Source organism: Aeromonas australiensis (assembly GCF_000819725.1).
Lineage (GTDB): Bacteria > Pseudomonadota > Gammaproteobacteria > Enterobacterales > Aeromonadaceae > Aeromonas > Aeromonas australiensis.
The window spans coordinates 1-19,957 of record NZ_CDDH01000071.1 but is presented as its reverse complement, the minus strand read 5'-3'; the positions used below and the strand labels follow the sequence as shown (position 1 = coordinate 19,957).

Genomic DNA, 19,957 nt, shown 5'->3' with positions numbered 1-19,957 from the left:
TAACAAGGAAGAGAGAAGCAATGGCCAAGACCCTCTATCAGAAAGTATTCGACGCCCACGTGGTACGGGAAGTGGAAGGGGAAACGCCCCTTATCTACATCGACCGCCATCTGGTACATGAAGTGACCAGCCCGCAGGCCTTCGACGGCCTGCGCGCCATGAACCGCCAGCTGCGCCGCCCGGATCTGACCTGGGCCACCATGGATCACAACGTCTCCACCACCACCAAGGACATCGCCGCCTCCGGCGAGATGGCCCGCATCCAGATGGAGACGCTGGCCGACAACTGCAAAGAGTTCGGAGTTCGCCTCTACGATCTCAACCACAAATATCAGGGGATCGTCCATGTGATGGGCCCCGAGCTCGGCATTACCCTGCCCGGCACCACCATCGTCTGCGGTGACTCCCACACCGCCACCCACGGCGCCTTCGGCTCGCTGGCGTTCGGCATCGGCACCTCCGAAGTGGAGCATGTGATGGCGACCCAGACCCTGAAACAGGGCCGCGCCAAGACCATGCGCATTTCGGTCAATGGCAAGCTGGCCGAGGGCATCAGCGCCAAAGACGTGGTACTGGCCATTATCGGCAAGGTCGGCCACGCCGGTGGTACCGGCTACGTGGTGGAGTTCGCTGGCGATGCCATTGCGAGCCTCTCCATGGAAGGGCGGATGACGGTGTGCAACATGGCCATCGAGCTCGGCGCCAAGGCGGGCATGATCGCCCCCGACCAGACCACCATCGACTACATTCGCGGCAAGGAATTCGCCCCCAAGGGCGAGGTGCTGGAGCAGGCCATCGCCTACTGGCAGAGCCTCAAGAGCGATGCCGATGCCAAATTCGATGCCGAAGTGGTGCTCGACGCCGCCGATATCGCCCCTCAGGTCACCTGGGGCACCAACCCGGGGCAGGTGATTGCCGTCAATGAGCCGATTCCGGCACCAGAATCCTTCAGCGACCTGATGGAACAACAATCAGCCCGCAAGGCACTCGCCTACATGGACTTGCAACCGGGTCAGAAGCTCTCCGACGTCGCCATCGACAAAGTATTTATCGGTTCATGCACCAACAGCCGTATCGAGGATCTGCGCGCTGCCGCTGCCATCGCCCGCGGTCGCAAGGTGGCCGCTGGCGTGCAGGCGCTGGTGGTGCCTGGCTCCGAGCAGGTGAAGGCACAGGCCGAAGCCGAGGGGCTGGACAAGATCTTCATCGAGGCCGGTTTTGAGTGGCGCCTGCCGGGCTGCTCCATGTGTCTGGCGATGAACAACGACCGGCTGCAACCGGGGGAGCGCTGCGCCTCCACCAGCAACCGCAACTTCGAAGGGCGTCAGGGCCGCGCCGGCCGCACCCATCTGGTGAGCCCGGCCATGGCCGCCGCTGCCGCCGTCACCGGTCGTTTCGCCGACATTCGCGCACTGTAAGAGGACATTACGATGACAGGCTTCAAGCAACACAAAGGGATCGTCGTCCCCCTCGACAGCGCCAACGTCGACACCGACGCCATCATTCCCAAGCAGTTTTTGCAAAAAGTAAACCGTATCGGTTTTGGCAAGCACCTGTTCCACGACTGGCGCTTTCTGGACGATGCCGGCCAGCAGCCAAACCCCGAGTTTGTACTGAACCAGCCGCAATTTGCCGGTGCAAGCATCCTGCTGGCCCGCGAGAACTTCGGCTGCGGCTCAAGCCGCGAGCACGCCCCCTGGGCGCTGGCGGACTACGGCTTCAAGACCATCATTGCCCCGAGCTTTGCCGATATCTTTTACGGCAACGCCATCAACAATGGCATGGTGCCGGTTCGTCTGAAAGAAGAAGAGGTCGACGCCCTGTTCCAGCTGGTGGCCGCCCAGCCGGGCATCGAGATCGAGGTGGATCTGGAAGCCAATCAGGTGCGCGCAGGTAGCCTCAGCTTCGGTTTCGAGATCGACGAGTTCCGCCGTTACTGCCTGCTCAACGGCTTGGATGCCATCGGTCTGACCCTGCAGCACGAGGCCGCCATCAGCGCTTTTGAGGCGAAGCAGCCGAGCTGGATTTAACGCGCCAGTTGCAAAAAAACGCGTAGAATCAACAGGGAGCTTCGGCTCCCTGTTTTACTGTCCGCGACGCTTCCCACTTTGGGCCACCGGAACTGGCTCCTGCCACAGGAAAGGATGATGAAGAGACCGACGGCAATCCCTCTGCTCTGTGCCCTGCTGCTTGCCCTGCCTGCGGGGGCCAGCCAAACCAGTTTCAACAACAGCCTCGGCCAGATCAGCGTCGGCTGGCAGGATAGCGAAGGCAAATCCCAACAGCTCACCTACCGGCTCGAACAGAGCAAGCTGCCGCCCCTTATCGCCTATCGCCCTGCGAGAATGCAGGAGGAGGTATTGCAGGTGTTGCTGCGGGAGGTGCGCCAGAACTACCCCGAGGTGCAGTTCACTCTCGCCCGCCCCTCGCTGGAGCTGCATCTGAAAAGCCGCAATCAGGACAAGGCACGCGAAGCGATGGTCTTCCTGCAGTCACAACGGAGCAAAGAGGAGCTGGCGTGGCTGACCAAACACTACTTCCAGTACTTCAACACCCCTGACGGGCAGCTGGCGGTGAAGCAGGACCATGTGCGTATCGCCCTTGAGAGCCGTGCCACACTCGCTCCGCTGGCCGAACAGCTCAAGCAGCAGGGCAGCACCGAAACGGAAGCGCGCCAGAAGACCGTGGCCCATATGCTTACCTTTATCCAGAGCATCCCCTACCAGCAGCTCGACAGCCTGAATGGAAGACAGGGCAAGGGCTTCCTCCCGCCCCGTCAGGTGCTGGAGCAGAACCGGGGGGACTGCGACAGCAAGGTAACCCTGATGGCCGCCATGCTGGCCCAGCTCTTTCCCGAGCTGAAACAGGCCATGGTGTTCGTCCCCGGCCATGCCCTGCTGGCCGTTGACCTGCCCGCCAAGCCGGGGGATGCGACCCTCAACTGGCAGGGGCAGAACTACCTGCTGCTCGAACCCACTGGCCCCGCCACCTTGCCTGCGGGCCAAATAGCATCGACCAGCAAAACGCTGGTCGATAGCAAGCAGTTGAGTGTGCAACCGGTTCAGAATAAAGGCTAATCCCCTCCCCTCTACCGATGGGAGAGCAAGGACTAACCCTGAGGCAAAAATTCTACCGCCAGCAGTAACCCTTCCTCCTCCTCCAGCACCCGGATAATACGAGCCTGTGCTTCGAAGGGGGGGAGCAGGTTGTTATGGGTGGCAAGGCTGACCCGGATGGGCTGATTGATGTCGAGCTGGTGTTCAGTGACAGCAATCCCCATGCCGTTGGCACTGAGATCCCGGCAGATCCCCTCCAGCACCAGTTGCTGCTGATAGACAGTGACCGGCGCATTGATGACCATGCGTGCAAAGGCACGCCTTTCCTTAGTATTGGTAAGCACGCGAACATCCTCTATTGGGTGAGCGTCATCTCGTGGGTATTGCACAATTGTGCTGGTCTACCCAAAAGAACGTTAATACAATGCGGTTCGTTTCTCAAACGGGGTGCGGTTTAGCGCTGAGATTATACCCGTGAACCTGATCCAGATAATGCTGGCGGAGGAATTTGAGGCATGGCGCTCATTTTTTGCGCCTCCATCCGCTGGCACCTCATTATGAACAAATAATAGGGAGTGCCATCCATGAAGACCCTGCTGCTGGTCACCACCAGCCTGCTCTCGGCTCAAGCCTTCGCCGCCGACACCCTCACCGTTTACACCTACAGCTCCTTCACTGCCGAGTGGGGGCCGGGACCCAAGATCAAACAGGCCTTCGAGAAAGAGTGTGGTTGCACTCTCAATCTGGTGGCCCTTGAGGATGGGGTTGCCATCCTCAACCGGCTGCGACTGGAGGGCAAGCACAGCAAGGCCGATCTGGTGCTGGGGCTCGATGATGCCCTCATCAGTGAAGCCAAGCAGAGCGGCCTGTTCGCCCCCCATCCCGCCAAGCTGGATGGCATCAAGGTGCCGGGTGGCTGGCAGGATGACACCTTCGTCCCCTATGACTACGGCTACTTCGCCTTTGTCTATGACAAAGACAAACTCAAGCAGCCGCCCAAGAGCCTGAAAGAGCTGGTTGAGCGGCCCGATCTCAAGGTGATCTATCAGGATCCCCGCACCTCCACTCCCGGACAGGGGCTGATGCTGTGGATGAAGTCGGTATACGGCGACAAGGCGCCCGCCGCCTGGGCCACGCTTGCCAAAAAGACGGTCACGGTCACCAAGGGGTGGTCCGAAGCGTATGGCATGTTCCTCGATGGCGAGGCGGATATGGTGCTATCCTATACCACCTCTCCCGCTTACCACCTGATTGCCGAGAACAAGCCCCAGTATCAGGCTGCGGCGTTTGAGGAGGGTCACTACCGTCAGGTAGAGGTGGCCGCCAAGCTGAAGAGCGCCAAACAGGAGAAGCTGGCTGACCAGTTCCTGCAATTTATGGTGAGTCCCGCCTTCCAGCAGGAAATCCCGACCGGCAACTGGATGTATCCGGTTATCGACACGCCGCTGCCCAAGGGCTTCGAGCAGATGATCACCGTAGCCAAGCCGCTCGCCTTCAGCAGCGATGAGGTGGCCGCCAATCGCAAAGGGTGGATCCGCGAGTGGCTGCAAGCCGTCACCCAGTGAGCCGTTATCTGAAACCACAGGCTCGTCCCCTCTGGTGGCTGCCGGGCAGTGCCGCCACCCTGTTGATCCTGCTGTTATCCCTCGGGCCGCTCGCGGCCCTGTTGTGGCAAGCCGGTTCGCTGGCACCCCGCACCCTGCTCGCAGACCCTTATCTGCGTCATGTGCTGGGGTTCAGCCTCTGGCAGGCGCTGCTCTCCACCCTGTTCAGTCTCGGGCTGGCCATTCCGGTGGCCCGCGCGCTGGCGCGGCGCCGCTTTATTGGTCGCACTCTGCTGATCAAGTTGTTTGGTCTCTCGCTGGTGCTGCCGGTCATCATCGCCATCTTCGGCATAGTAGCGGTACACGGTAAGCAAGGGTGGCTACCGCAACTGTTGCGCTCACTGGGGCTGGATCCCGGCAATTATCTCTACGGCCTGTTCGGCATCCTGCTGGCACACGTCTTCTTCAATATGCCACTGGCGGCACGCCTGATGTTGCAGAGCATGGAGAGCATTCCCGAATCGAGCTGGCGCCTCGCCAGCCAGCTCGGTATGCGCTCATCCCACATCTTCCGGCTGCTGGAGTGGCCGCTTATTCGTGGCATATTACCGGGGCTGGCCAACCTCATCTTTATGCTCTGTTTCACCAGCTTCACCACAGTGCTGGCGCTTGGGGGCGGGCCGAAATCCACCACGCTGGAGGTGGCCGTCTATCAGGCGCTGCGCTTTGACTTCGATCTCGCCACCGCGGGCGGACTGGCGCTGGTGCAGCTGATCCTGACCGCCGCCCTGCTCATCTTGCAGCACAAGCTGCAGAGCAGCCCGGCCAGTCGGATAACTCGCCGCCTTCCCTGCCTGCGGCCAGACCGCCATCAGCCTGGCACGGCCGTGGTGGACCTGCTTTCGCTCGCTATCGGGCTCGCCATTTTTCTGCCACCACTGCTGGCCATCGTGGTGGCCGGTCTTCACCCCGGTCTGCTGACTGCGCTCACTGCCAGCAAGCTGTGGCAGGCGAGCGGCCAGTCGCTGCTGATTGCACTGGCGGCAGGCACCCTGGCAACCCTGCTCGGCAGCGGTCTGTTGCTCACCAGCCGCCATCTCAAGGTGCGCACCCGCCAGCGGCGGGCTGCGGCCCTGTGGGAGGCCAGCGGTTCGGTGATCCTGATGATCCCGGCGGTGGTGCTCTCTACCGGTCTCTTTATCCTGTTTATGCCGTTCGCCGATGTCTTTGCCCTCGGCCCCTGGCTGGTGGTGCTGGTCAATGCCCTGATGGCGCTGCCCTATGTGCTGCGCACCCTCTCTGCCCCCATGCAGCTGGTGGTACGCCAATACGATCGGCTGGCAGACAGTCTGGGGGTACGCGGCCTGCATCGCCTGCGGCTGGTGGAGTGGCCACTGCTACGTCGCCCGCTGGCACTGGCAATGGCGCTGTCGATGATCCTCTCGCTAGGGGATCTCGGCGCCATCGCCATGTTTGGCAGCCAGCAGCTCACTACCCTGCCCTGGCTGCTCTATCAACAGCTCGGTAGCTATCGGCTGACCGATGCGGCCGCTACCGCCCTGCTGCTGCTTACCCTCTGTTTCTCCCTGTTCTGGCTGGTGGAGCGGGGGCTCGGCGGAAAACATGGCGAGCATCATTAACCTACAAAAAACCTTATGGCCCTGCGCTAGCGTTTCTGTGGCTGGTCAAAGAGATCCGTTGAGGAGGAAAACATGCTGAACATTGATACGCTGGTGACCAGCTACCCCGACTGGCGCGTCAGCTTCAGCGCGACCCTGACCAAGGGCGAGATCACCGCGCTGATTGGCCCAAGCGGCGCGGGCAAATCGACCCTGCTCGGGATGATCGCCGGTTTCGTGCCGGTGGAGTCAGGCAGCCTCAGCTTCGATGGCGAAGATCTGCTGCCGCTAGGCCCGGCCGAGCGACCAGTCACCACCCTGTTTCAGGATCACAACCTCTTCCTGCACCTGTCGGTGTTCGACAACATCGCCATCGGCTTGCACCCGGGTCTGCGCCTGAGCGCCGCCCAGCGGGCACAGGTGATCGATGCTGCCGGGCGGGTTGGTCTTGGCGAGATGCTAAACCGCCTGCCTGAACAGCTCTCCGGCGGCCAGCAACAGCGGGTCGGGCTGGCCCGGGCGCTGGTGCGGGGCAAACCGCTGCTGCTGCTGGATGAGCCCTTCTCGGCCCTCGATCCCGCCCTGCGCCGGGAGATGCTGGCCGAAGTGGCGCGCCTCGCCTGCGAACAGGCCATCACTGTGTTGATGGTTTCCCATAACCCGGAAGATGCCCAGCTGATTGCCGATCAGGTGCTGTTCGTCGACGAGGGGCGGATCGCCCTGCAAGGTAAACCCGACATCCTGCAACACGGCGATCATCCCGGCTTGCTGCGCTACCTGGGACGCACCCATATCTCATAACGGGATAGCCACATCAAAAAAGGTCAGGTTAGCCGCCCCTTGCCAACCGCTTTTTCTCACCAACTCCCCCGCCCAGATCAAAAAATTCATTTTATATATGGGTTAACGTGACCCCAGAATCATCTTCCAGCGAGATATCCCATGAACATGAGCAACACCGAGCGTTTGATCCTGAGTAACCAGTACGAGATCCTGGCCAAACTCAATCCGGATCAGGCAGCGTTTTACCAGCGGGCGAGCACCATTATCGAGCGCGGTTACTGCCTGCAGATCCTCGAACTCGAAAAGAGCTTCGGCCATCTGGATCTGGCAACCTGCCAGGAGGTGATCGACACACTGGAGCTGCACCATGCGCTGGCTATCTCTTGGGGCAACCTGGACGCAGCCGATCAGAGCGATATCAATGCCAGTCGGCTGGAGTTCAACGGCTACAGCCGCAGTCAGGAGCGGGAGCTGGCCGACTACGTCTGCTTCCTGCTGGAGGTGGACAAGCGCTTCCCCGAGCTCAAATGCCCGTGTGACGAGCTCTCCAGCGACATCGCCATGCGCGACAAGTACCAGCGCATGCTGACCGTCTGGCGTCAGTGTCCACGTCAATACAAGCTCTCCATCCAGGAGATCCGCAAGGTACTGGCGGCCTGATCCTCACACCGACCACACCACTGCCGCTGTCAGACTGCCACCAAACCTCTGGACGCCGCTCCCGAGGTTTGATTTGGTTGTTGCATGGCCAGGCAATGGAGTGCGCCCTGCCTGGATAACGCGCAACCAGGCAGGGTGAAAGCGAGATAATCACGCTCGATGAGCGCGTTCCCAAAGGCCCTTCCTTGCAACATCGACAAGCCTATCTCCTTTGACTTCATTCCAACGCAGTGAGCGATGGTCGTTACGACACACACAGAAATACAAAGGGCGAACAGCATGCTGTTCGCCCTTTTTCATGATGAAACGCGGCTCTTAACGATTGATCGCCATCGGCATGCCGTTGCGCAGCTCCAGCGCCTGCTTCACCAGCTGGGAGTCGCTGTCGGCGTGGGCAATGAAGCGGGTCACCGCCGGGGGCATCGGCAGCGGCGCCGGCAAGCTGGAGTTAAACTCGGCCTCGCTGCGCGACAGCGGCTGGTGCACTTCCAGATAGCGCACGCCATCGGGCTCCACCGCAGCCTTGATCGGCTGGTTGACGAACTGGACGCGAGTACCGACCGGCACCTGTTTGAACAGGTAGGCGATGTCGTCGTTGCGCAGACGCACGCAACCGTGGCTCACCCGCAGGCCAATGCCGAAGTTGGCATTGGTGCCGTGGATGGCGTACATCTTGCCGATATAGAGGGCATAGAGGCCCATCGGATTATCCGGACCGGCTGGCCATACCGCTGGCAAACTCTGGCCACGGGCAGCGTATTCGGCATGCATTTTGGCGGTCGGGGTCCAGGTCGGGCCCGCCTTCTTGCGCTGCACGCTGGTGACCCAGTTTTCCGGGGTGTCGGTGCCGAGCTGGCCGATGCCGATGGGCAGCACTTCCACCACTTTTTTACCCTTGGGGTAGTAGTAGAGGCGCATCTCGGCCACGTTCAACACGATCCCTTCACGGGGTGCATCCGGCAGGATAAGTTGCTGGGGGATCACCAGCTTGTCTCCGGTTTGGACCAACAGGGGATCCGCATCCGGGTTGGCTTCGGTCATGTTGGTCAGCCCTAGCTGGAATTTGGCCGCAATGGCCTCCAGCGGCCTACCATTCTCTTCGGCCGGCACCACGTATTCCAGATTTTCCCCTACCAGACGACTGTTGGCCGCAGGCAGAGCATATTCAACCGCGAAAACCGGCGCAGCGGTCAGCAGCAGGCTGTAGCAGAGGGTTGCCACACAATTGCGAAGGAGCTTCATAACTTTCCCATGATGATGACTTGAAGTGATCTCTCTGGGCTGGCAGCTGATCAAGCTGGGATCAGGGGCGCGAAGAGAAAGCCGCCATTTTTCTCCTCTACTGGCTAAATTTCAACTGACAAGTAGCAACAGGTCGATGATTAATATACGGTTTTTCGCATCATCGACCTGCTCGTTCTCTCCGTTTATGCCCGTTGCCAGGCTCGCATATCGTAACCGGTGGGAGATTGATGCAACCTCAGATGAAATTGCTCAATGACAGCGCATATATGGTCGAAAATATCGGCCTGGATCCCTTCGTATTCGGCCCAGGCGGTGGTGGCGGTGAAGCAGTAAATTTCCAGTGGCAATCCCTGATCCGAAGGGGCCAGTTGACGCACCATCAGGGTCATATCCTTGCGAATGCCGGTATGGGCCCGCAAATAGGCATCCAGATAGGCACGCAAGGTGCCGAGGTTGGTGAGGTGGCGACCATTGATGGCGCAGCTCAAGGCATCGCTCAATTGCAGGTTGTAACTGCTCAGCTCCTGCTCCTTGCGGGTGAGATAAGGCGCCAGCAGTTGTGCCTGCTTGAGCTGCAACAACTCGTCCGCAGTCAGAAAACGCACACTGGTCATATCGATATTAATGCTGCGTTTGATGCGGCGGCCACCCGATTCGGTCATCCCCTGCCAGTTTTTGAAGGAGTCGGAGATGAGTGCATAGGTGGGAATGGTGGTGATGGTCTTGTCCCAATTCGATACCTTGACCGTGGTAAGGCCAATATCGGTCACCTCGCCATCGGCACCGTACTTGTCCATCTGCAACCAGTCACCGACACTCAGCATCCGGTTGGCGGAGAGCTGGATCCCCGCCACCAGCCCGAGGATAGGGTCCTTGAACACCAGCATCAGCACCGCCGTCATGGCACCCAGACCGCTGAACAGGAACAGCGGTGACTTGCCGAGCAGCAGGGCGATCATCAGGATGCCCACCAGAATGCTGCCTACCAGCTTGGCCCCCTGGAAGATGCCGCGCAGGGGCAGGTCCCGACCAAGGCGGGTGTAACGGCTCACCGATAAAACGCAGTCGAGCAGGGCGAAGAAGGCCAGCAGCAGGAACAGCAAAATCCAGAGCTGGGCCACCATCTCGATAAGCTTGAGGCTATCTGATTGACGGGGCAGCCAGATCTCCGCCTGACCGAGCAGCACGGCCCCCTGCAGCACAAAGGCGAGCCGGTTGAAGAGACGCTGTTGCAACTGAGGCGGCAGCCACACCTGCTTGGCCTTGCCGAGGATCCCCACCAGCCTGACCAGCAGCACCCGATGCAACACCATGTGCAGCACCAGCGAGGTGATGACGATAAAGCTCAGCGCGATCACCAGCGCCATCATGCTGGTCACCTCCACACCAAGGCCAGACAACCAGCTAAAAAATGCCTCTTTCATTACACTCTCCCGAACCGGGCAGCCCACTGGCTGCAAAAACAGTGGTGGTCAGGGTACCGCTCCCCTCCCCCATGTCAAATCGGTAGGCGCCAGAAACGACAACGCCCGGCACAGGCCGGGCGTTGTTTCAAAGCAAGGCTGACTTAGCAGACCAGGCTCAGGGCATCGCGAGCGATGACCAGCTCTTCGTTGGTCGGGATCACCATGGCACAACGGCTGTCGGCAGTGGTGATGCGACCTTCGCCACCCAGTACCGCGGCGTTGTTGGCCTCTTTGTCCACCTTGAAGCCGAACAGGGCCAGACGTGCCAGCACCATCTCGCGCACCATGGCGGCGTTCTCACCGATACCACCGGTGAAGACAATGGCGTCCAGACGACCATCCATCGCAGCGGCATAGGCGCCAACATACTTGGCGACACGGTAGGTGAAGACATCCAGCGCACGCTTGGCACCGGCATCGGTGGCGTAGTTGGTGGTGACGTAGCGGCAGTCGCTGCTCGCCTCAGTCATCCCCAGCAGACCGGACTCACGGGTCAGGGTGTGGTTGATCTGCTCCACGCTGTAACCGAGCTGGTCGTGCATGAAGAAGACCACCGCCGGATCGATATCACCGGAGCGGGTACCCATCGCCAGACCTTCCAGCGGAGTCAGACCCATGGAGGTATCAACAGATTCGCCGTTCTTGATGGCACAAACGGAAGCACCGTTACCCAGGTGGCAGTTGATGATGTTCAGTTCATTGAGCGGCTTGCCCAGCTCTTTGGCGGCTTCTTCTGCGATATAGCGGTGAGAAGTGCCGTGGGCGCCGTAACGACGGATACCGTGCTCACTGTAAAGCTTGTAGGGCAACGCGTAGAGGTAAGCCTCTTCTGGCAGAGTCTGGTGGAATGCAGTGTCGAACACGGCCACGTTCTTGTCAGCCAGTTGCGGAAACACTTTCAACGCCGCACGAATACCGATGAGGTGAGCCGGGTTGTGCAGCGGGGCGAACGGGATAGCAGCCTCGATACCGGCGATCACGCCGTCATCGATGCGCACAGAGCGGGAGAACTGCTCGCCACCGTGTACGATGCGGTGACCGATAGCCACCAGTTGCTCGGCCAGGGTCGGATCCTGCGCCAAGATGTGGCCCACGATATGGTCGAGGGCCTCCTGGTGCGCGGCACCCGCACCCAGCATGGCTTCGCCTTTGACCCCGTGGAGTTTCCATTTAATACGTGCATCATCCAGATTGAAGCATTCGGCCAGGCCGGACAGCATGTCCTCGCCTGTTTCGGCGTCCATTACGGCAAATTTCAGGGAAGAGCTACCGCAGTTAAGGATCAGTACCAACTTGCTCATTTTCTACATCTTCCTGTGCTTCGGCTTTATGCCGACAGTGTCGTGTCATCCAAAAAGAGGATGGGATTCCCCTGCCGGGGGCTTATGGTCGCAGGAGGGCGCGCCCAATTTTTTAATTCTTGCGAGTCGCACCGTACTCCAGGTGCACATCACACGCGTTTCAATTCTTTAGCGTCTTAACGCATCAGCCAAGTATGGCTCGCCTCAAGGGGAATGCTCAGGCGATGACCAGCAGATCTTTGTGCACCTTGACCACCAGCTTCTTCACCCTGGCGGGCTGGTTGAAGGTACAGAGCGGGCGATGCAGCTCGCCCGGCCAGAAGATGGCAAAATCCCCCGGTTGCAGCGCCAGATAGCTGGTCTGCTCGTCATCGACAAACCAGAGGTCGGGATGGGGATGGTCGGCGCCATCGCTCACGTAGTCGTGGGGGCCCACACCTATCCACTCTTCACCGCGCAGCAGCAGCTGGATATCGAGATACTGCTGATGGAACTCGCCACGGCGATCCACCGCTGGCTCGGTCAGATCCTCGCTCACCAGACAGAACAGGTTGAGGCCATCGATCTCGGTCTTGCCGAGCGGAGCGTCACCCCAGTGAGCCACGCTCTTCACCACCTCGGCCATGATGCGGGCCAGCGGCGCGGGCAGCGGCGTCCGCTGCAGGGTGTTCAGGCTACCGATGATCATGGCGTCTGTTTCCTGTTAGGTATATCTGGGCGGCATCTTTGCCCGCCAATGAAAAAGGACCTGTTACAGGTCCTTTGATAATGCCGTCTGCAATCCGTGCAAACTGGCTTAGAGCTTTTGCTCATGTCTAGCTATGGGGGCACTGTTACATACTCGCCAGCACCTTGCCAAGGGGCATAACCCCATTTTCACAGTGATCGTACCAGCTGAAACCATATTATTCACCACCCTTTCACCATCGACTTTGACCAGACGCAAAAACGGGCGCATCAGCGCCCGTTTTTTTCGCAAAACCGTTTAACAACCGGTTTCATTTAAGACTTTTTGGCGTTTTCCACCGGTTTGGCGTACATGGCTCGCCAGATCGCCTTGTGCTCTTCCGGCACTTCCGACTGACGGGTCAGGAAGGCAGCCTGCTCGATGGTATTGGCCTTGCCAGAGAGATCTGCCGCCAGATAGTTGCTGGGGAAGAGGTGGTAGCTGCTCCAGATCGCCTTGTCGATCAGCGCGGCCAGTTCGTCCGGATCGCTGAAACCCTCGGTGATGGGGGCGCCGAAGGAGACGTGTACTCGCCCTTTCTGACCAACAATACCGGCGACGATACTCTCGATATCCTCGAACTCGCCCTTCTCGTAGCTGCCGTTAACCGACTTCTCGTAGAGCTCCCGCGCCTTGGCCTTGTCGGTGGGGTCCAACTCGTAGCTGATGCTGACCGGTACGATATTGAGGCTGCGCATGTAGTCGACGAAGTCGATCTTCTGCTTCTTGCCGTCGACGTAGAACATCTTGAGGATAGCGGGATCTGTCTTGTCATCGCCATTCTTGGCGCGCCCCTCCTTCTGGGCGATCCAGATGGAGTGACCTTCGTGAACCGAATTGCCGATATAGGCAGACAGCTCGCCGAGCGCCTTCATCATCTCCCGCGGCCCCTTGGCGGAGCGTTTGACGATAAAGCTCTTGTTGAGCTTCATCAGCTCGGTGGCGCAGGGTTTGCGCAGCAGGTTGTCACCGATGGCGATGCGCACGGTATCGAAACCGTGAGTGTGCAGCCCCCAGTTGACGAACGCCGGATCCATGGCGATATCTCTGTGGTTGGAGACAAACAGATAGCCCTGCTCTTTCTTCAGATGCTCGATCCCGGAGAAGGTCACCCCCTGGGTGGAGGTGGCGATCATCCGCGACATGTAGCGGGTGACCCCCATCTGGACCTGATGCACAGTGGTCACTTTTGACCATTTACGGCGCAGGAACAGGCGGATCATCGGGCGAATGGCCCAACCCAGCCAGCTCATCAGGGAACCGAAACGATACTTGGCGATGGCGCCGATAAATTCATCATCCTGGATCAGCCGTTCGATAGCTGCCGGCACTTCTTCATCGCGGTAGGGGCGAATATCCGCGAATCTATCTACTTCAGTCACAATGTCAGCCTTGCATGCTAGGAAACCGCAGCCAACCCGCGTTGGCTGGGGAAAATTCAGGGCGCAATTTTACACGCTTTTATGGCAAGGGGTATGCGACAACCATGAATAGTGAGATCTGACCAGTTAATTAATCAGAAGCCAGCGCCAGCGCGACCGCCGCCTCGGCATGGATAGCTGTGGTGTCGTAGAGCGGCACGGCCGCCCGGGCATCCCCCACCAGCAGGGCAATCTCGGTACAGCCAAGGATCACCGCCTCGGCCCCCGCGGCCGCCAGCCCCGCGATAATGGCCAGATACTCGGCCCGCGACGATGCGCGGATCTCCCCCAGACAGAGCTCGTCATAGATGATTCTGTGCACCCGCTCCCGCCCGGCCTCATCGGGTACCAGCACCGCCAACCCGAAGCGATCCTGCAAACGCCCCTTGTAGAACGCCTGCTCCATGGTGAAGCGGGTGCCGAGCAGGCCGACCCGGGTTATCCCGTCCGCCTGCAGTTTGGCGGCGGTGGCATCGGCGATATGGAGCAGCGGGATATCGATGGCCGCCTCAATCTCGGGGGCGACCTTGTGCATGGTGTTGGTGCCGATCAGCAAGAAATCGGCGCCGCCATCTTGCAACTTGCGCGCCTCCGCTGCCAGCAGACGGGCGGTAGCGGGCCAGTCACCGGCATGCTGCAGCCGCTCGATAGCGGCAAAGTCGACGCTATTGAGCAGCACCCGCGCCGAGTGCAAACCACCGAGCTGCGCCCGCACCCCGCGGTTGAGCGCCTGATAGTAACTGACGGTGGACTCCCAGCTCATGCCACCCAGCAGACCGATACATTTCATAGGAACTCCTTTCATCCCAAGGGAGGGCAGAACCACGCCACCTTGCAGGCAAGGTCACGGGAGCGAGACAAAAAAGGCCCCGCAGGGCCAACAAGACAGCCGGTAAAGGCCCGGGTCAACCCCGGGCTAAATCCAGATCATCCCGACACAGGCGGCTGTCGCCAGCCCCATGCCAAGATTGAAACGCCGCCAGCCTCGGGCGGTGCGGATGATTTGCCGCACCTGGGCACCAAAAAGCACCCAGAACGCCCCGGTATAGAGGCCGGTAATAAAGAAGATCACCAGCACCCAGAGCGCGGAGGGCCAGTAGCCCTCCCCGGCCAGGGTGAAGCCGCTGATGGCGGAGAGCGCCATCATCCATGCCTTGGGGTTGAGCAGTTGCAGCATGGCCCCCTGATGGGCGGGAATGAGCGGTCGTGTGCCCTCGGCCGGGCCGCTGGCGGTCGCCACCTTCCACGCTAGCCAGAGCAGATACGCCGAACCGATGATCTTGAGGCCATCGTGCAGCAGCGGCACCTGCTCGAACACCACGCCAAGCCCCAGCGCGGTGGCGAGGATCATCAGATTGATCCCCCCCACCACCCCCACCAACAGGGGAATCGTGCGGCGAAAGCCCTGGGCGGCACCGGCACTGGTGAGCAGCATGTTGTTGGGGCCCGGCGTACCGCAGGTAACCAGGGCAAACCCCGCCAGGGGCAGTAACCAGTTCAGATCCATCTCAACCTCTTGTCGATGCAACGCCCCCGTTATGGGGAAAGCCTTCTAATATGCAGAGCCAACCCCGTGGCGACAAGTCAGAAATGCCTCTTTATCGGCCCCTCGCCCATCAGCGCAACACGGCTCAATACCAGAGCATCACCACACAGAGCGCCGTCAGCAGGCCGAGAGAACCGTTGAGTCGCCGCCAGCCCCGATCCGAGCTGATCCAGTTGCTCAGCTGATGGCCGAACAGTACCCAGACAAAGCAGACCGGCAGGGCCACCAGCGCAAACATGACCATCACTGCCAGCTGACTAGACCAGTAACTGGCGCCGGGCAGGCTGAACAGACTGATGGCGGAGATCCCCATCATCCACGCCTTGGGATTGAGAAACTGAAAGCCCAACCCCTCCAGCAGGGTCAGCGGACGGGCCCGGCGGGCCGGATCACTGGGCGCACCGGCCACCGCGATACGCCACGCCAGCCAGAGCAGATAGAGGCTGCCGAAGATCTGCAAACCGAGCCGCAGCAGGGGCCAGCGCTCAAACAGTGGATAGAGCCCCAGCGCCAGTACCAGTTGCAACACCGGCTGCCCCAGCCCCACTCCGAGCAGATGTGGCAGAGTGCGACGCACCCCGAAGTTGGCACCGGAAGCCGTCAACATCAGGTTGTTGGGCCCCGGCGTACCGCAGGTGAGTACAGCAAAACCGAACAGGGTGACATACCACTCCATCGTCATATTTTGACTCCTTACTTGTCACATTGTATCGATACAATGTACATTGATTGGTTGTGAACAGGCTGAAAATCACGCTATATTGACAACAATTTTGGATCAATGGATTTATTGTCACCATGACAATCTGGACGCCCGACCTTGCGGCCTTCGATGGACCCCTCTACCTCAAGCTGGTCAAAGCGATCGAACAGGGGATCGCGAATGGCGAGCTGCCACCGCAGACCCGATTGCCTACCCACAGATCCCTGGCGGATCGTCTGGGGGTCACCGTCGGCACAGTCACCCGCGCCTACAGCGAGGCGGAGCGGCGCGGGCTGCTGGCCGCCCGGGTGGGGCACGGCACCTGGGTCAAGGGAGCGAACACAGACCCCGCCAATGAGTGGGTGATCCGCCAGGAGGAGGGGCACCGCATCGAGCTGTGGCAGAACCTGCCGGTGCAGCTGGATCGGGCGGCCATCATTCGCCCCATGTTGGGGGAAGTGGCGGACGGGGATCTCAACGCCCTGCTCGGCTATGACAAGGAGGCGGGCCGGCCGGATCAGCGCCAGCAGTTTGTCGACTGGTTAACGGAGCAAGGGGTGGCCTGCAGTGAGGATCGCCTGCTGTTCAGCCACGGCGCCCAGCACGGCATCATGCTGGCGCTGCTGGCGACCAATTGCGTGGGGGAGACCATCCTGTGCGAAGGGCTGAGCTACCCCGGTATGCTGGGTAACGCACGCCAACTGAAGAATCAGGTGGTGGGGCTGGCGATGGACGAGGAGGGGCTGCTGCCCGAGGCGCTGGACGCCGCCTGCCGCACCCGCCGGGCCAAGCTGCTCTACCTCACGCCGACCCTGCAGAACCCCACCACCGCCACCATGAGCCCGGCGCGGCGGGAGGCCATCGTCGCCATCGCCCGTCGCCACGATCTGCTGATCATCGAGGATGACGTCAACGGCCTGCTGCCCCAGCAACCTGTGATCCCTCTGGTCAATCTGGCGCCGGAGCGGGTCATCTATCTGGGCAGTCTGGCCAAGATCGCCTGCGGCGGCCTGCGGGTGGGCTTCGTACTGACGCCCCCCGCCTTGCGCAGCGCCTTCGCCCAGACCATGCGACTGTCGAGCTGGATGGTAAGCCCGCTGCTGATCGAGCTCGCCTGCAAAATGGTCAGTCAGCGCCAGATCATGCCGCTGGTCGAGCAGCAGCGGGAGATCCTCAAACGCCGTGGTGAACTGCTGCGCCACCTGCTGCCCGCCGCCCGCTGGCAGCCGGGCAGTATGCACGCCTGGTTGCCGCTGCCGGAGCCCTGGCGCAGCCAGCAGTTTGCTGCCGCCGCCGATGCCCTTGACGTTGGCGTGGCGAGCGGGGAACACTTCGCCGCCGGTCAGTTTGCCGCGCCACAAGGGGTGCGCCTGAGCCTGAGCCAGCCCGCCACCGACGCCCGGGTCGGCGAAGGACTGGCCCGCCTGGCACAACTGCTGCAGGGGACGCCCCCGAGCAACCCCCTGCTATAGTCAGGGCCAGCCGACCTGACCTTCACGCTTCATCGTTATCGCCAAGGAGATGCCGTGCCCCCCATCAGAGCCGCCCTGCTGCTTGCCACCCTGTTGTTGGGTGGCTGCGCCTCGTCAACGACCCACCAGCAGCTGGGGGCCGCGCTCAATGGACTGGAAGGGGAGCTACATCGGCTGGAAGAGGAGTTGGCGGCGATGAACGCCCTGCACTATCAAAAGGCGATCGATACGCCGCTCAGTCTGCGCCGTTATCTGAAGGCTCCGTCCCCCACCCCAGAGGGGCTGGTGCCGGTGGCCAGCAAACTGGAGGATGGGCCACTTCTGCGCTATCAATACCGCCTGCCAGCGGGGATGGCGAGTCTGCCCCAGGACAACCTCTGCCAGCGCTACGAGTTCGAGCTGCGCCACCTGGGTCGCCTCGGCAAGTTGGAATTGAGCTGGCAGGGGGAACAGGGCACGGGGTCGCGGCTGATCCGCCAGAGCGACTGCCTTTTCGGGGCGCAGGCCCGCCCTCGGCAATAACAGGCAGCAGCCTGAGATATGGCATAAAGGATTGAAATAACTACTTATATTGCCCCAACCCCTCCCTGCTGGCTACTGTGAACTTTTCATTCAGCAAGTGCTACACCTATGTTCCCATTGGATCTAACATAATCAACCTAATGGTTTGCTCACAGGAAGTACCTGCATGACGATACTGCTTATCGAAGAGGACCCCCTACTCCGTAGCACCATCACCCGACAACTGACGGCACTAGGGGTCCCCGCCGACCGGATCCACTACCACAGCCATCCGTGTCACGAACCTGGCGGCCTGCTCGCGCGGCTGCAACAACAGCCATTCGATGCCATTATCTGCCAACAGAACCGGCAACAAGGACGCGAAGGGATTCGACTGTTACACGAAGCTCACTATCTCGAACTGTTGCAACCTGCTTGCGTACTGTTATTGCTGGATGCTGACCAGAACGAGCAGGAGTTTCTCCCCGCGGATCTCTATTTCTCCCTCTATCTGCCGCTCCCCTTTATGACCCAGCAGCTCGCCGTCGTGCTCGGCCAGCTGCTGAAGTTAAGCAGCCTGACCGGCTCTCTGGCCACCCCCATCTGGTTGCGTGAATGGTCACTGGCCACCGCCTTGTGCGAGGATCTGCTGTTCCAACGGGAGAATCGCTCGCTGACCCCCTGGCTGGATCGGCTCAAGGGTTACCTGCTACTGCAGTCAACCGATGAGGTCGCCACCGCCCAACACTATGCCCTCTGTGCCAACGAGTATCTGGCAAGCTGGCCACGCGCCGGATTGTTCTACGCCATGCTCAGGCTGGGCAAACTACAGAGCGCACTCACCGACTTGCAACGCCATCAGGCCAATCTGCCCGCCCCCCTGCGCCTGGAGCTGCGACTCGCTAGCCAGCTATACCAGCAACACTGGCATGCCGCTTGGGAGACCATGACGGAGCTACAGCAACTGTCTCCCTACCAGCCCCGCTGGCATCAACTGGCCATGTTGCTCGGGTTGGTGCAGCAGGATGACAAGAAAGTACTGGAACAGGCCTGCAGCCTGACCCTGCGTCACTTCGGCGAGCAGCGGAACAGGCAAACAATTGATGGCTTCATGCTCAATGCCAGTCTGGCAGTGCTATGGCACGCCCCCGCCAGCAAACGGATCCGCGCCTTGCAGCAAGAGTGGGATCACCTCAAGCACACCACCATACTGGAACCTCACGAATATGGGTTGCTGGAGGCATTGATGAAGGGATTGGAGTACCGCTTTGACGAGGCGCTGATCATGATTGCCCATCACCAGCCGGGCGACGCGAGCAACCACCATCTCGCCCTGCTGCTCGGCTTTGCGGTTAGCCAGTTCTGCGGTCTGCCCCATCACGCCCGACGCTACCTGGCCCAGTTGGCCCAGTATCGAGCCAAAACAGTCCCTCACCCGCTCACCCGCCAGTTGTTCCACCATCTGGTGGCCGAGCTGGACCGCCGCCTGACCAGCAGAGAGCTGCGCCTGAACGAGCTACGCCAGCTGCGTCACAAGGCGATGCAGAGCAACCAGTATCAGACCGCCCTGCAAGCTGGCTTGCAGTTGCTGGAGGAGTTTCCCGCCCTGCCCGGCGATGCCTGGCAACTGCTGACGTTGCTGCAACACTGCTGGCCGGCAGGTATGGCGGCACCCAAGGTGGCGCTGCTGGTTGACACCCTGGAGCGACGCCTCAAGCACAGCCCCGCCTTTCAGGCTCAACATGCCCAGCAGTACCAACGAACCCTGCAGGAGATCCGCACCCATTTGCAGCCGCACCTCCCGGGCAGCGGCCCCTCCAGCCCGGTCGAAAGGCGCCCGGAGTCATGATCACACAGGGGGAAAAGCGGCATCGGCGGCCGCGCCGAGATGGAACGAAATAGAGAGAGGGGAG

The 19,957-nt window shown here is 60.7% G+C and carries 19 protein-coding genes and 1 riboswitch; of the genes, 10 read left to right on the top strand and 9 right to left on the bottom strand.

Translation table 11 applies throughout. The features are described 5' to 3' along the window. Positions 1–20 precede the first annotated feature (20 nt). From leuC to BN1117_RS12375, 3 genes are all read left to right on the top strand, one after another. Positions 21–1,418 carry a 3-isopropylmalate dehydratase large subunit gene (gene leuC, locus BN1117_RS12385; RefSeq protein WP_040097788.1) on the top strand — a complete coding sequence of 466 codons (1,398 nt, stop codon included), beginning with the start codon at positions 21–23 and terminating at the stop codon, positions 1,416–1,418. Positions 1,419–1,430: 12 nt separating this feature from the next. Then, the gene (leuD, locus tag BN1117_RS12380; RefSeq protein WP_005341195.1) at positions 1,431–2,030 is read left to right on the top strand and encodes a 3-isopropylmalate dehydratase small subunit; all 600 of its coding nucleotides are present in this window, start codon (positions 1,431–1,433) and stop codon (positions 2,028–2,030) included. Positions 2,031–2,147: 117 nt separating this feature from the next. Then, positions 2,148–3,077, top strand: coding sequence for a hypothetical protein (locus tag BN1117_RS12375; RefSeq protein ID WP_040097786.1), 930 nt, complete (start codon positions 2,148–2,150; stop codon positions 3,075–3,077). A 32-nt stretch (positions 3,078–3,109) separates the two neighbouring features. On the opposite strand, the gene BN1117_RS12370 is transcribed toward BN1117_RS12375, so the two are convergent. Further along, entirely contained in the window at positions 3,110–3,400 is a 291-nt protein-coding gene (locus BN1117_RS12370; RefSeq protein WP_040097784.1) for a PilZ domain-containing protein, read from the bottom strand. A gap of 89 nt (positions 3,401–3,489) precedes the next feature. Next, a riboswitch (TPP riboswitch) is annotated at positions 3,490–3,580 on the top strand. Positions 3,581–3,640: 60 nt separating this feature from the next. On the opposite strand from BN1117_RS12370, the gene thiB reads away from it, so the two are divergent. The 4 genes from thiB (at position 3,641) to BN1117_RS12350 (ending at position 7,662) form a co-directional block, all read left to right on the top strand. Continuing rightward, positions 3,641–4,621, top strand: a complete 981-nt coding sequence (thiB, locus tag BN1117_RS12365; RefSeq protein WP_040097782.1) for a thiamine ABC transporter substrate binding subunit — start codon at positions 3,641–3,643, stop codon at positions 4,619–4,621. After that, entirely contained in the window at positions 4,618–6,240 is a 1,623-nt protein-coding gene (gene thiP, locus BN1117_RS12360) for a thiamine/thiamine pyrophosphate ABC transporter permease (protein WP_040097780.1), read from the top strand. Before thiB ends, thiP begins: the two co-directional genes overlap by 4 nt. 72 nt (positions 6,241–6,312) lie before the next feature. Beyond that, positions 6,313–7,020, top strand: a complete 708-nt coding sequence (gene thiQ, locus BN1117_RS12355; protein ID WP_040097779.1) for a thiamine ABC transporter ATP-binding protein — start codon at positions 6,313–6,315, stop codon at positions 7,018–7,020. Between the two features lie 141 nt (positions 7,021–7,161). Continuing rightward, complete coding sequence (locus BN1117_RS12350; protein WP_040097777.1) at positions 7,162–7,662, top strand: YfbU family protein; 501 nt, start codon at positions 7,162–7,164, stop codon at positions 7,660–7,662. Positions 7,663–7,977: 315 nt separating this feature from the next. Here the strand turns inward: BN1117_RS12350 and BN1117_RS12345 are convergent, their stop codons facing one another. The 8 genes from BN1117_RS12345 to BN1117_RS12310 all read right to left on the bottom strand — a co-directional run bounded on the left by BN1117_RS12345 (position 7,978) and on the right by BN1117_RS12310 (position 16,050). Next, positions 7,978–8,904 carry a L,D-transpeptidase family protein gene (locus BN1117_RS12345; RefSeq protein WP_040097775.1) on the bottom strand — a complete coding sequence of 309 codons (927 nt, stop codon included), beginning with the start codon at positions 8,902–8,904 and terminating at the stop codon, positions 7,978–7,980. Positions 8,905–9,089: 185 nt separating this feature from the next. Further along, a complete protein-coding gene (locus BN1117_RS12340) occupies positions 9,090–10,331 on the bottom strand; it encodes a mechanosensitive ion channel family protein (protein WP_040097773.1) in 1,242 nt (413 codons plus the stop codon). A 143-nt stretch (positions 10,332–10,474) separates the two neighbouring features. Next, positions 10,475–11,674, bottom strand: a complete 1,200-nt coding sequence (locus BN1117_RS12335) for an acetate kinase (protein ID WP_040097771.1) — start codon at positions 11,672–11,674, stop codon at positions 10,475–10,477. 217 nt (positions 11,675–11,891) lie between these two features. Continuing rightward, positions 11,892–12,362 (bottom strand): NanQ anomerase/TabA/YiaL family protein, encoded by a 471-nt coding sequence (locus BN1117_RS12330; protein WP_040097769.1) that lies wholly within the window; start codon positions 12,360–12,362, stop codon positions 11,892–11,894. Between the two features lie 314 nt (positions 12,363–12,676). Beyond that, positions 12,677–13,783 carry a 1-acyl-sn-glycerol-3-phosphate acyltransferase gene (locus BN1117_RS12325; RefSeq protein WP_040097767.1) on the bottom strand — a complete coding sequence of 369 codons (1,107 nt, stop codon included), beginning with the start codon at positions 13,781–13,783 and terminating at the stop codon, positions 12,677–12,679. Positions 13,784–13,913: 130 nt separating this feature from the next. Then, a complete protein-coding gene (locus BN1117_RS12320) occupies positions 13,914–14,612 on the bottom strand; it encodes an aspartate/glutamate racemase family protein (protein ID WP_040097765.1) in 699 nt (232 codons plus the stop codon). Positions 14,613–14,738: 126 nt separating this feature from the next. Continuing rightward, complete coding sequence (locus tag BN1117_RS12315) at positions 14,739–15,329, bottom strand: LysE family translocator (protein WP_040097763.1); 591 nt, start codon at positions 15,327–15,329, stop codon at positions 14,739–14,741. Between the two features lie 124 nt (positions 15,330–15,453). Next, the gene (locus tag BN1117_RS12310) at positions 15,454–16,050 is read right to left on the bottom strand and encodes a LysE family translocator (protein ID WP_040097762.1); all 597 of its coding nucleotides are present in this window, start codon (positions 16,048–16,050) and stop codon (positions 15,454–15,456) included. Between the two features lie 116 nt (positions 16,051–16,166). On the opposite strand from BN1117_RS12310, the gene BN1117_RS12305 reads away from it, so the two are divergent. The 3 genes from BN1117_RS12305 to BN1117_RS12295 all read left to right on the top strand — a co-directional run bounded on the left by BN1117_RS12305 (position 16,167) and on the right by BN1117_RS12295 (position 19,893). Next, positions 16,167–17,543 carry an aminotransferase-like domain-containing protein gene (locus tag BN1117_RS12305; protein WP_040097760.1) on the top strand — a complete coding sequence of 459 codons (1,377 nt, stop codon included), beginning with the start codon at positions 16,167–16,169 and terminating at the stop codon, positions 17,541–17,543. A 54-nt stretch (positions 17,544–17,597) separates the two neighbouring features. Further along, complete coding sequence (locus tag BN1117_RS12300; protein WP_040097758.1) at positions 17,598–18,065, top strand: hypothetical protein; 468 nt, start codon at positions 17,598–17,600, stop codon at positions 18,063–18,065. Positions 18,066–18,231: 166 nt separating this feature from the next. Then, on the top strand, positions 18,232–19,893 hold the full coding sequence (locus BN1117_RS12295) for a response regulator (protein ID WP_040097756.1): 1,662 nt from the start codon (positions 18,232–18,234) through the stop codon (positions 19,891–19,893). Positions 19,894–19,957 lie beyond the last annotated feature (64 nt).

Bases quoted from the DNA above. Each gene is read 5' to 3' on its own strand.
- leuC (WP_040097788.1), top strand. From the start codon at position 21: ATGGCCAAGACCCTCTATCAGAAAGTATTCGACGCCCACGTGGTACGG.
- leuD (WP_005341195.1), top strand. From the start codon at position 1,431: ATGACAGGCTTCAAGCAACACAAAGGGATCGTCGTCCCCCTCGACAGC.
- BN1117_RS12375 (WP_040097786.1), top strand. From the start codon at position 2,148: ATGAAGAGACCGACGGCAATCCCTCTGCTCTGTGCCCTGCTGCTTGCC.
- thiB (WP_040097782.1), top strand. From the start codon at position 3,641: ATGAAGACCCTGCTGCTGGTCACCACCAGCCTGCTCTCGGCTCAAGCC.
- thiQ (WP_040097779.1), top strand. From the start codon at position 6,313: ATGCTGAACATTGATACGCTGGTGACCAGCTACCCCGACTGGCGCGTC.
- BN1117_RS12350 (WP_040097777.1), top strand. From the start codon at position 7,162: ATGAACATGAGCAACACCGAGCGTTTGATCCTGAGTAACCAGTACGAG.
- BN1117_RS12345 (WP_040097775.1), bottom strand. From the start codon at position 8,904: ATGAAGCTCCTTCGCAATTGTGTGGCAACCCTCTGCTACAGCCTGCTG.
- BN1117_RS12340 (WP_040097773.1), bottom strand. From the start codon at position 10,331: ATGAAAGAGGCATTTTTTAGCTGGTTGTCTGGCCTTGGTGTGGAGGTG.
- BN1117_RS12335 (WP_040097771.1), bottom strand. From the start codon at position 11,674: ATGAGCAAGTTGGTACTGATCCTTAACTGCGGTAGCTCTTCCCTGAAA.
- BN1117_RS12330 (WP_040097769.1), bottom strand. From the start codon at position 12,362: ATGATCATCGGTAGCCTGAACACCCTGCAGCGGACGCCGCTGCCCGCG.
- BN1117_RS12320 (WP_040097765.1), bottom strand. From the start codon at position 14,612: ATGAAATGTATCGGTCTGCTGGGTGGCATGAGCTGGGAGTCCACCGTC.
- BN1117_RS12315 (WP_040097763.1), bottom strand. From the start codon at position 15,329: ATGGATCTGAACTGGTTACTGCCCCTGGCGGGGTTTGCCCTGGTTACC.
- BN1117_RS12310 (WP_040097762.1), bottom strand. From the start codon at position 16,050: ATGACGATGGAGTGGTATGTCACCCTGTTCGGTTTTGCTGTACTCACC.
- BN1117_RS12305 (WP_040097760.1), top strand. From the start codon at position 16,167: ATGACAATCTGGACGCCCGACCTTGCGGCCTTCGATGGACCCCTCTAC.
- BN1117_RS12295 (WP_040097756.1), top strand. From the start codon at position 18,232: ATGACGATACTGCTTATCGAAGAGGACCCCCTACTCCGTAGCACCATC.